10 protein-coding genes are annotated in these 11,129 nt (G+C 48.1%); 6 read left to right on the top strand and 4 right to left on the bottom strand.

What is annotated here, in order from left to right:
- The 3 genes from WG89_RS26285 to WG89_RS26275 form a co-directional block, all read left to right on the top strand.
- A partial coding sequence (locus WG89_RS26285; RefSeq protein WP_062260213.1) for a hypothetical protein occupies positions 1 to 201 on the top strand: 201 nt, incomplete at its 5' end.
- Between the two features lie 261 nt (positions 202 to 462).
- Positions 463 to 1,215 (top strand): response regulator, encoded by a 753-nt coding sequence (locus tag WG89_RS26280; RefSeq protein ID WP_062270629.1) that lies wholly within the window; start codon positions 463 to 465, stop codon positions 1,213 to 1,215.
- Complete coding sequence (locus WG89_RS26275; protein WP_062270628.1) at positions 1,212 to 2,693, top strand: ATP-binding protein; 1,482 nt, start codon at positions 1,212 to 1,214, stop codon at positions 2,691 to 2,693. The genes WG89_RS26280 and WG89_RS26275 overlap by 4 nt, the downstream gene beginning before the upstream one ends.
- A 9-nt stretch (positions 2,694 to 2,702) precedes the next feature.
- On the opposite strand, the gene WG89_RS26270 is transcribed toward WG89_RS26275, so the two are convergent.
- A complete protein-coding gene (locus WG89_RS26270; RefSeq protein WP_062270627.1) occupies positions 2,703 to 3,725 on the bottom strand; it encodes a hypothetical protein in 1,023 nt (340 codons plus the stop codon).
- 116 nt (positions 3,726 to 3,841) lie between these two features.
- Positions 3,842 to 5,305: a PTS glucose transporter subunit IIBC gene (ptsG, locus tag WG89_RS26265; RefSeq protein WP_079254068.1), complete on the bottom strand. Its 1,464-nt coding sequence runs from the start codon at positions 5,303 to 5,305 to the stop codon at positions 3,842 to 3,844.
- A 170-nt stretch (positions 5,306 to 5,475) separates the two neighbouring features.
- On the opposite strand from ptsG, the gene WG89_RS26260 reads away from it, so the two are divergent.
- Complete coding sequence (locus tag WG89_RS26260) at positions 5,476 to 6,294, top strand: hypothetical protein (protein ID WP_153301840.1); 819 nt, start codon at positions 5,476 to 5,478, stop codon at positions 6,292 to 6,294.
- A gap of 27 nt (positions 6,295 to 6,321) precedes the next feature.
- Here WG89_RS26260 and WG89_RS26255 read toward each other — a convergent pair whose 3' ends face one another.
- On the bottom strand, positions 6,322 to 7,563 hold the full coding sequence (locus WG89_RS26255; RefSeq protein WP_245662987.1) for an ABC transporter substrate-binding protein: 1,242 nt from the start codon (positions 7,561 to 7,563) through the stop codon (positions 6,322 to 6,324).
- A gap of 182 nt (positions 7,564 to 7,745) precedes the next feature.
- On the opposite strand from WG89_RS26255, the gene WG89_RS26250 reads away from it, so the two are divergent.
- Positions 7,746 to 9,524 (top strand): aminopeptidase P family protein, encoded by a 1,779-nt coding sequence (locus WG89_RS26250; RefSeq protein ID WP_062270624.1) that lies wholly within the window; start codon positions 7,746 to 7,748, stop codon positions 9,522 to 9,524.
- A 66-nt stretch (positions 9,525 to 9,590) separates the two neighbouring features.
- Here the strand turns inward: WG89_RS26250 and WG89_RS26245 are convergent, their stop codons facing one another.
- A complete protein-coding gene (locus WG89_RS26245; RefSeq protein WP_062270623.1) occupies positions 9,591 to 10,841 on the bottom strand; it encodes an esterase/lipase family protein in 1,251 nt (416 codons plus the stop codon).
- 119 nt (positions 10,842 to 10,960) lie between these two features.
- Here WG89_RS26245 and WG89_RS32400 point away from each other — a divergent pair.
- Positions 10,961 to 11,129 (top strand): transposase (locus tag WG89_RS32400; RefSeq protein WP_062260605.1); only part of this gene is annotated, 169 nt, incomplete at its 3' end.

Here is an 11,129-nt window from a genome sequence, read left to right as displayed (position 1 = left end):
TACCGCTATGAAAACATGATGACCCCTTACGAAAAGTTCCTGTCACTGAAGGAACCAGAACAGTACCTGAAAGAAGGGATTACACTGGACCAACTAAAGGACAAAGCGGAAGCCATGACCGATAATGAAGCGGCCAGAAAGCTGCAACAAGCCAGAGAAATCCTGTTTCAATTAGTTCATGAGCGACAAGCCGAGGGTTAGGTAGTAGTACCTGCCTTCAGGCTCATTTCAGGATTGGAAAATACTGCCCGGTACGGCCGCATGAATAACTGCAGTGTAAAGCGCTTTACCCCTATTCAACCATGGTCCAAAGGGATATTTTTTTCATTATCTGAATAGAATGAGAAATCCCCACACTCATTATTGATTATTTTATCGACAATTCATTTGATTGCGTCAGATCAATAGGCTTGTTTAAAACTCACCCTATAATGGCACGGCCGCTCTTATTTCTGGACAGCCATGACCTCATCACACCCGATTTTTATCGTTGATGACGATGACGCCATACGCGATCTGCTGGCGAATTATCTGAAAAAAAACGGTTTTTGCGTTGAAACAGCCCCTGACGGAGAGAGTTTCCTGACGTTGTTTCGCTCAATGCCTGCTGACGTGACCCGACACGCTATGATCATCCTGGATATTATGATGCCAGGCATGGACGGCTTTGACGTGTGCAGGGAGCTGAGAACCTTCTCCAGGGTTCCGGTGATCATGCTGACCGCTGTTTCCGACGAAATGGATCGTATCGTTGGACTTGAGCTGGGTGCCGATGACTATTTGGCCAAGCCCTTTAATCCCAGAGAACTGCTGGCTCGCATCAAAGCCATTTATCGCCGCAGTGAACCCGTGTCAGAACAGCAGGATGAAGGCAGGTACTATCACTTCAATGGTTTCTGTCTGGATACCACTACCCGGGAACTGACTTCTCCGGACGACCAAACTCAATCCCTTTCAGGTGCAGACTACAGCCTGTTGATGCTTTTTATCAGTCATCCGGGTCAGGTGCTGAGCCGGGATTGTATAGCTGAAAGTACCCGTAAACGGGACTCAGCTCCTCTGGACCGTTTTATTGATGTCCACATCAGTCGGCTGAGGCACTGCCTTGGCGAAAATGCCCGCAACCCTGAAATTATTAAAACGGTTCGGGGCAGTGGCTACCTGCTGGCAACAGAGGTCATGCATTCGAACCAGACCCAGACTACCCATCCGTGAAGTTAGGCTCTATTAGCAGATTTCTGCATCGCTTCACCCCAAGATCCTTGCCAGGTCGATTCTTTCTGGTAATGGTCGCTCTGGTTCTGGCCACTCAGGTGATCGTCAATAACCTTTGGGAAACCCAATCCCGCAACGATCAGGATCAGGCACTTAGAGATGTGGCCATGAATATGGCACTGAGGGTGTCTGCCACTGTCGAATACTTCAGTTCACTACCCACTCGTTATCGCCACATTATTTTGAATCAGCTCAGGGATATGGGTGGCACTCGCTACTTTGTGACACTGAATCGTGAGTTTATCAAGATCGAGCCCTTTCAGAACACCAGCTCACACCAGGTAGTTCTGGATGTTTTCAGGCAGACTCTGGAAGAGAGCCTCGATACTAAGGGAAACATTCAAATCGCCTTTTCCAGTCCGGAAACACTCAAAGTATTCAACAACGATACCTTTCTGAAAGACCTGCCAGACAGCTGGGGGCAGGAGAGTCTGATGGTCAAACCACTGGCCCTGCCCGTACTGGTGATCCAGATTCCTGTAGGAGAAGGGGAGTGGCTGTATCTGGCCACACTCATGCCGGACTCTTCTTTGATGAGTAAGGAGCAGCTTTCCGAGCCTTTGAAAGTCTCTTACATGGCCTGGATGCTGATTCTGATGTTTATTGCCAGCCTGCTCATCCAGAAAATGACTCGCCCCTTTGAGAAACTCTCAATAGCGGCCCAAACATTCGGCCGGAACCTTGAACCGGTACCGGTATCAGAAGTCGGTTGTCGTGAGTATGAAACAACAGCACAAGCGTTCAATCATATGCAGAAAAACATTCAGCATTATATGAACGACAGAAAACAGCTTTTTTCCGGGATCTCCCATGACTTGAAAACCCCGATTACCCGACTCAGACTCAGAACCGAACTGCTGGACAATGACGAGGAGCGAGAGGCATTCAGTCAGGATCTGGACCATCTGGAAATGATGGTTAAGAGTGCGCTGCAAATTCTCAGCGATACGGATATTCATGAGAACCCGGAAAGAATCAGCCTGAAAAACCTTCTCGAAGACATTGCCCAGTCAGCCTGCTCAGTGGGTCAGAACGTCCATGTTTATGCCGACAGCGAAGCCGCCATTAATGGCAAGCCACTGGCTATGCGTCGCTGCCTGGAAAACCTTATTGGCAATGCCGTGCTTTATGGAGAGCAGGCCAACGTCTATCTCACAACCATCAAAGGGTATATTGATATCCGTATACGTGATCAGGGGCCAGGGTTACCTGAAGGCATGGAAGAGGAAGTTTTCAAACCTTATCGTCGACTGGACCACGGCAAAGCCTGCAACCCCGACGGGAACGGCCTTGGGCTAATCACTGCCCGCCATCTGGTCAATATCCATGGAGGTCGTCTGAAGCTAAGGAACTATCCGGAAGGGGGGTTGGAGGTCACTATGGAACTCCCTGCTGACCCTCTCTCGAAACACACTTAGAGAGAACGATCAAAACGATTTTACGCCTTCAAATGAGAACATCAGGATCGTGAGATCCTTCAAACTGATTTGATCAGAAACATTGATCTGCGCATTTACCAGCCATTGAGCCTTTTGAACCAATGGCGTGGTTTCACCGACCGAAGATGGAAGTTGTTCCTGCTCTGAACCATAGCAACCACCACATAGCCTTTTGAAAAAGGAGCATAATCCAGACTCCCTGACCCCCTGTGGGCCATCCTGATCCTTGTCATCATCCTTTCTGAACCATTTCATGTCTTTTGCCGCCTGATAAAGACAATCCAGATAGCGTAGAACGATCAGTTTAAAACGTTTTGTATTTTTAACGCGGTCTTTCCAGAACTCATAATTAACGATCAGATCATAGCTTGTTGACCTGAGGCTACTTGAACTGAAATTACTCGCAATATAGATATCAATAGAAGGCCAGCCAGAGTCAATATTTGAGTCAGGCTCAATACCTCCTGCTGAATGAGGGACACTGATATTCAACCAACCAGCTCCCATTTGATGCAGTTGAGCCTGATTGAGAAAGCTTGAGAAATCACTGTTTTCAGGAAAATCAGGTTCAATAATCATCATAAGAGTCATAACAAGAACCAGCAGTACCTGAGTGCCTTCTGATAAATGAAGTTCAGCATCACTGGTTTGCAGGGCTTCTAATACCTGAGTATTGATATGACCATCACCATGCAGTCGCTGACCTAAATGCCAACCAAAAGGTACCTCGGCTGGCGTGTTTTCGTCAGAACGTTGAAAGACCAGATCATACTGTGAAAAAGACAAACTTTCTGATCGCCTGACCACCGTTGTTTGCTGATGGTTTGTAGCATCCCACTCTTCGGATCGTTCTGATTCGTACTGATAGTCCGTCACAAAACAAAACGACAGTGTTTTATCAAAGGGAAAATTTTCAGGAAGGAAGAATGCCAGAGAGAGCGAACTCTTCAATAATACGATCAGGAGAATCCATTGAGCCCAACCCGCAAAAAAAGACGCCAGAGCCCGCATGTAAACTCCATCAGGAAGATTCATTCGGCTCAATATTAGCAACGATCAAAAACACTGCTTCATAAAAAAGCCCCCAATTGTGGGGGCTTGATAGCAACAGGTCTGATTAAGCTTGTTTAAGCTGTGGCTGGCACACTTTCTATGGCCTGGCCAGAATTCACCAGCTCCTGCATCTCAGACTTGATGTTTTCTGACTGTGGACCAAAAATCGCCTGCATGTTCTGTCCAACCACCAGGACAGCAGTGGCACCCAAGGCTTTAATGGCGTCCTGATCGACTTCTTCAGGTTTCTTGACCGCTACCCGCAGTCGGGTAATACAGGCATCAATACTCTTGATGTTGCTGTTACCACCGAAGGCAACTATCAGTTTACCCGCCAGTTCAGGACCCACCTCTACTTTCACTCCCATATCCGCATCGTCTTCACGACCCGGCGTTTTCAGATTGAAGCGGGTAATCGCAAAACGGAAGACACTGTAGTAAACCGCTGCGTAAGCCAGACCCAGAGGGATCAGCCAGAAAGGCTTGGTACCAATGCCGAAGAACAGTGTGTAGTCGATAAGACCGTGAGAGAAGGAAGCGCCCATTTTGATCCCCAGGAAGTTGGTGATCATAAAGGCAAAGCCAGCCAATACCGCGTGGATAAAGTACAGAACCGGAGCAACAAACAGGAATGAGAATTCAATGGGCTCGGTAATACCTGTCAGCATGGAAGTCAGGGCCGCAGAAATCATGATACCGCCCACACGCTTTTGCATCTTGGTCTTGGCACAGTGCCACATAGCAATGGCTGCAGCTGGAAGACCAAACATCTTGAACAGGAAGCCACCCGCCAGGAAGCCCGCTGTTGGGTCGCCGGCAAAGAAGCGAGGAATATCGCCGGTTACCACTTCACCTGTCTGAGTGACAAAAGAACCCATTTCCATCTGGAAAGGTACGTTCCATACGTGGTGTACACCAAACGGAATCAGAAGACGCTCAACAAAGCCATAAACAAAGCCCATCAGGGTTGGGTTACCTTCTACGGCGTAAGCACCGAAGGCATCAATAGCATTACCAATAGGTGGCCAGATAAAGCTGAGAACAATACCCAGAGCAATAGCAGCAAAGGCGGTTACGATGGGCACAAAGCGCTTGCCAGCAAAGAAGCCCAGATACTCTGGCAACTGGATTTTGTAGTAACGATTGAACATTACAGAGGCCAGAATACCGGCCAGAATACCACCGAAGACACCGGTGTCGATGGAGTTGATACCCATAATGGTAGTTGTTTCAACGTCCAGAGCACCGGCCATAACCCCCATTGTACCCAGCAGCACAACATAGCCGACAATGGCCGCCAGTGTTGAAACACCGTCGTTGTCTGTCAGGCCCAATACGGTACCTACAGCAAACAACAGTGGCAGATTACCAAAAACAGCGCCACCAGCCTGAGCCATAATCTGGTTCAGAAGATCAGGAAGAAACCCGAAGTTGGCACTGCCAATACCGAGAAGAATACCGGCCACTGGCAGAATCGCTACGGGCAACATCAGTGACCGCCCGATTTTCTGAAGCACCCCGAAAGCATTTTGCAGCATGGATGTGAACCCCTGTTTCATTCGGAGTTTGTTTTGCCTCTTCAGGCTCACAAACTCTTCACTTATAAATTAATTCGCACAGAGGGTATCAAAGTGGGACGGACGCTTGGGTAAGACAGGTAAACGTAATGTAACAAAGTCTAATAACATCACTCCATGGTCAAGAATCTGTGTCATCAATAGAAAAAAACTCGCTAGTAGAGTCCCTTTCAACGACTAATTTAAAAGCTCTAAAAACACCTTTTGAGCAAATGCTACCTATGATTTCTTATCCCAGAATTACTCTTCTTAGCGCTCTTCTAGTATTACCTGTCTCAATAAAATCAGCTGCTAATCAGCCGCAGCCAATCAATATCAACTCATACGATCTTCAATTGGCCGAGCCCGTCAATCCAGATGCTTACTCATGCTGGCAATCTGTTATTTATGCCCTTCAGGCATTAGCCTCAATGGCTTTCATGGCGGATTCTGGCCTTCTGATTACAGACATGAGTGTTGGTCTGAACGGTACACAGAATGTCACTATGACTGCACTGTCTTCTACAGGGCTTGTCGAGGTTTCAATGGCGAATTACATCATGGCTACCCTGGGCTTCATTCGCTGGTATAAAGGCATGCCGCCGCCTCCAGGAGGGCGGAGTTATCATTTCATCTCAACTGCAGGAGGAGCTTCAGGGCTTATGATTGTCTGCTCAGGCTTAATTACAGAAAACCCCTGGACGATCCGGGCTGGAAATTTGATTGCAACGGTTTTTTTCTCGGCTCAAGGTATCACCACCAAATGGCGAGCTCCAGGTCTGCATCCTTTAACCAAGTGGCAGATAATCGGTTCGAATATTGGTGGCATGCTTTTCGCCGCCTCATCTTTTATACCCCAAGACCACACCATGGCTTTTCAGGCAACACTGGTTTCAGGAATACTGACGATTAGCGCATCGACTATTCCTGTCTTGATCAAATTCTTATTAGATACTATCCGCTGCAGGTAACCACTCCAAAGTAAACATAGCGTGAGGCTACCTTATTGTCTGGATTGCCAACGACAGTTGTTTTACAGCTTTGGCAGGATCAGCACCAGGATCATTAATAAACTGACTGACCACTTCACTGACAACATTCTGAACTCGTTCTCCGGCAGCCATTCCATGAGTTGTACTGGGCACCAATGTGCCTTGCTCCATACTGCTGTTAAAGTCTCTTCGGCTTTTTCTGGCACAGATATCCACTTCCTGCCCTTCACTGAGGTCCAGTGCCGGAATGCCTCCTCTTTTCTGGTTAAACTCCTTCTGAAAAGCCGGGTTCATCAACAGACTGGCGAGAGTCTGCTGTGCCTTTTTCTGCTGCTCATCAGGCATGTTAAACATAACAAAACTATCAATGTTATAAACAAACGCTCCCTGGGTACCTGGAGCCGGTATGCATAGAAAATCCTTACCAGGCTGCTTGTCTTGCAGAAGAAACTCTCCCCGGGCCCAGTCCCCCATCAGTTGCATGGCCGCCTTGCCATCAATCACCAATTGCGTCGCTTGGTCCCAGCTTCGTCTGCTGCTGTTGTCGTCAAACAAGGTTCGAATGTGAGCCAGAGTTTCAAACGTTTCCATCATGGTTTTACTGGTGAGTGCTTCAGGATCATTCTCCACCATGGTCTTACGATAAAAGTCTGCACCTCCTGTCGCCAACAACACCGATTCAAAAATAGCTGAGGCCTGCCAGGGCTCGCCGCCGTAAGCCAGGGGGATATAACCTGCCTTTTTCAACTGGGGAGCAATACGAAACACATCATTCCAGGTTTCAGGTAATTCCAGTCCGGTCTTTTTAAAAATCTCAGGGTTTACCCACAGCCAGTTATTACGGTGGATATTGACGGGAACTGCCACGTAATGCCCTTGAAACTTAAGGGTTTCACTCACCAGTCCGGGCAGCTTTTTATCCCATTCTTCCTGTCTGGCCACATCATCTATGGCTGTCAGCAATCCAAGACTGGCCCATTCCTGAATGCCTTTCCCCCTGATTTGCGCAGCTGTGGGAGGATTGCCAGAGATCACTCTGGACTTCAGAACGGTCATGGCTTTGCCGCCACCGCCCCCTTCAACCCCAAAGTCCTTCCATTCAAGACCTTTGTCGTTTAGCTGGCGTTCCATAACTTCAACAGCAGCCTTTTCACCTGGAGAAGTCCACCAGTGCAAAACCTCTACTTCATCGGCAGCACTGAAAAAAGGCAGAATCAGAAAGACAACAGCTAATAGATATCGACTCACAGACGAGAATCTCATGGGATTGAGCAGAGCAGACAGAATATCAGAATGTATCTGTGAAATTGTAACAAAGCCTGAGCCTGATCCGGCTTTTATCCCTCTTCGGATTTCCCTTAAAGGCAGTTATAGTAACCCCACCACCTGATATTATTATGTCGCTATAGGCATTTCAGAGCAGAGAAATTATGACAACAACTACCGAGAAGCTGGCCGCTCTGCAGTCAGCTATGAAGAGCCAGAATATTCACGCCTGGGTCATTCCAAGCTCAGACCCACACGAAAGTGAATATGCTGCTGATCACTGGAATGGCCGGGCATGGCTTTCGGGCTTCAATGGATCGGCAGGGACAGTAGTTGTGCTTCAGGAACAGGCAGCCTTGTGGACAGATGGTCGTTATTTCCTGCAAGCCGAAGAACAACTGGCAGGCACGGGCATCGAGTTGATGAAAGAGGGGCAGCCTGGCGTGCCTCCTATCAATAAGTGGCTGGCAGAAAACCTGAATGAAGGCGAAGTGGTAGGTTTTGATGGCAAAGTCATGAGCCTGAACAGCACCCGTAACCTCCTGAAAACCTTTGCCAGGAAAAACCTGTCTCTGAAAACAGACGTTGATCTGCTGAATGATGTCTGGAAAGACCGTCCAGCCATGCCCACTGAACCCGTTTTTCTGCACAGCGATGCCATGGCCGGCAAAACCCGTGAAGAAAAGCTGGCTGAAGTGCGAGTTGAAATGACAGAAGCTGGCGCTGACCATGCCCTGGTGACAGCCCTTGATGACATTGCCTGGCTGTTCAACCTGCGTGGTTCGGATGTTGAATGCAACCCGGTATTTCTTGCTTATGCTCTGGTCAGCGATGACTCCGTCCAACTGTTTGTTGACGACAGTCGTATAGAAGAAGAGGCTCTGAAGGCTCTTAAAGCTTCTTCAGTAGAACTGAAGGCATACTCTGAAATTGCAGAAACTCTGTCCTCCATGGACAATGCAGCCCTGCTGATTGACCCGGCAACTACCTGCCGGTGGCTGTTTGATGCTATTCCTGACAGCGTCAATGTTGTTGAAGGAGCCTGCCCGGCCAAAAATCTCAAAGCCATCAAGAACCCGATTGAGATTGACCGGATGAAAGACTGCCATCGTCGTGATGGAGTCGCCATAGTACGTTTCATGCGCTGGCTGGAAAAACAGATTCCTACCGGAACTCTGACCGAGGTAACTCTGGACGAGAACCTGCAGGCATTCCGTGCCCAGGCACCTGAGTTTAAAGGTCCAAGCTTCCCAAGCATTGCCGGTTATGCACCCAATGGAGCCGTTATCCATTACCGTGCTGAAGAAGAAACCTGCCTCACTGTTCAACCTAAAGGTCTGCTACTGGTTGACTCTGGAGGTCAGTACCCGGATGGCACTACCGACATCACCCGTACCTTTGCCTGCGGTGAAATGACCGATGAAGAAAGGAAAGACTACACACTGGTTCTGAAATGTCACATTAACCTGGCCCGTGCGCGCTTCCTGCGTGGCACCCGTGGCATTCAACTGGATATGTTGGCAAGACAACCTGCCTGGGCTGAAGGCCAGAATTACAACCACGGTACAGGCCATGGTGTCGGTTACTTCCTCAACGTGCATGAAGGCCCACACAGTGTCAGCCCCAAATGGCTGGATGAACCTCTTAAGCCCGGCATGCTGATTACCAACGAGCCCGGTATGTACCGCAACGGCAAACACGGTATCCGCATCGAAAACATCATGCTGGTAGAAGAGGACAGAAAGACTGAGTTCGGTGAATTCTACAAGCTGAGAGACCTGACTCTGGCGCCTATTGATACTCGTCCATTGATTGAGGATATGCTCAATATTGAAGAAGTGGAGTGGCTGAACAATTACCACTCCAAGGTGAGAAGTGAACTTTCTCCGCTGCTTGACGGAGAAGATCTGGATTGGCTGGTCAAAGCTACAGAAGCGATCTGATAAAACTGCAAAAGTAGAGTCAAAACTTCTTACAGTATGTAAAACGGCGGCCCATTAGCTGCCGTTTTATTCTTCATCATCCTCAGAGAGACTACTCATAAACCCTTTGGGTCCGAATTGATTCAAAACCTGGGGTCGGTGCAACTCGCTATGGGTCGCATCCGTAATATGAAGATGGAAATCTGCACGAGATGTATCTTTTTTAGCTCTGAAGCCTCGTCGCCTTTTCTCAATTTCCGTAGCGCCTCGACCAGGCTTAACCCAATCGATGCCTCCCTTGCCGGCAACACTGTCCTTACCACCAGAAACATGAATGTAGCTTTCTACTTTGGATGAAATAAACTCCCGAGTGGGAATATGGTCATCTCTGATCGGTGTTCCCAAGGTGATCAATTGCTTAACCTTGGCTGACTCCAGTAACTTCAGTGCTTCGAAAGCGACATTTCCGCCATGACTGTGAGCAATGATATTAGTCTCAATACCTTTCTCATGGTTACGTTCAATTCTTGCTGCCAGCGCCTGACCGGCCTCAAAACGAGCTTCCCTGTGATTTTTACCGCTCCACTGAATGGAGCTGAGCTTGCCACCATATCGCTGGCGAAGCTCTTCATTCGCTTTAATGTCAGGTCGAGTCCAACCACGCTCGGGAGCATCAGGGTTAAAGGTTCCATGAATCAGAACGGTTTCAACGGGGGTATTGTCATGTTTTTTGGATTCCAGAAAGCGTACAGGACCTTTGTAATACATAGCCTTGTTAAAACGGTTAAAGGCGCCTGTGGTCATGTTGGCTCTGGATTCTTCCGAAAGATCTGGCTTGGGAGCTTTCTTTTGTCCCTCAACAAAACCTATTTCATCTTTCGTCAGAACAACCTGCTCGGGCTTAAACACATCATCTTCAAGCTCCAGATCCATTTCTGGAATAGGCATGGTTTTATCCAGGCTGTTGTGCATCATGGAAAGAGCATGACCCAAAGAATGTCTGCTGGCTTTGGACTTACTCGACTTTCTCTCTGTAGGCTGAGTTTTTGGAGCTTCATCATCCAAGTCATTGTCGTCAACACTTGGACTCATATAAACATCTTCTCTACTTTTCTTGGGTTTACTGACCTTTCTCTCTGAAGCTTGAATATCTGACGTCTCATCCCCCGAATCATCATCAAAGCTCGGATTCATATAAACATCTTTCAAGTCAGATTCTTCAACCTTCTTTTGCTTATACTTTCCCGGATTGTTCTGAAGCGTCAATTTTTTGTCCGCTGAGCTGGAGGAACCTGGTCTGGGTCCTCCTACACTCCCACTTCTTGGAAACGTTGGCATGGCACTCTTTCCTGAGAATTTCCTGTATCAGAGATTAGACGTTCCCCTCCAACTAGGGAACCTGCGAATAAGTCCCTGATCATGAGATAATAATCTCAGCAGCTTGATCAGAGGTAGTCATGGACCAACAACTCTCTTTTTCCGACAGTGAATTCAGCCAGAAGCGACGCAGAACTCGTAGGGAAATTTTTCTTGAAAGAATGGAGGTTCTGATTCCATGGAAACGCTTAGAGGCCGTAATCGAGCCCTATTACCCTAAGCGTGGCAACGGAAGACCTCCTTATCCTC

Origin of the sequence: Endozoicomonas arenosclerae, from assembly GCF_001562015.1 — a bacterium.
GTDB lineage: Bacteria > Pseudomonadota > Gammaproteobacteria > Pseudomonadales > Endozoicomonadaceae > Endozoicomonas_A > Endozoicomonas_A arenosclerae.
This window is presented reverse-complemented; position numbering and strand designations above follow the sequence as displayed.

Excerpts from the sequence above, each read along its gene's own strand:
- WG89_RS26280 (WP_062270629.1), top strand. The coding sequence starts at position 463 with ATGACCTCATCACACCCGATTTTTATCGTTGATGACGATGACGCCATA.
- WG89_RS26270 (WP_062270627.1), bottom strand. The coding sequence starts at position 3,725 with ATGCGGGCTCTGGCGTCTTTTTTTGCGGGTTGGGCTCAATGGATTCTC.
- WG89_RS26245 (WP_062270623.1), bottom strand. The coding sequence starts at position 10,841 with ATGCCAACGTTTCCAAGAAGTGGGAGTGTAGGAGGACCCAGACCAGGT.
- ptsG (WP_079254068.1), bottom strand. The coding sequence starts at position 5,305 with ATGCTGCAAAATGCTTTCGGGGTGCTTCAGAAAATCGGGCGGTCACTG.
- WG89_RS26250 (WP_062270624.1), top strand. The coding sequence starts at position 7,746 with ATGACAACAACTACCGAGAAGCTGGCCGCTCTGCAGTCAGCTATGAAG.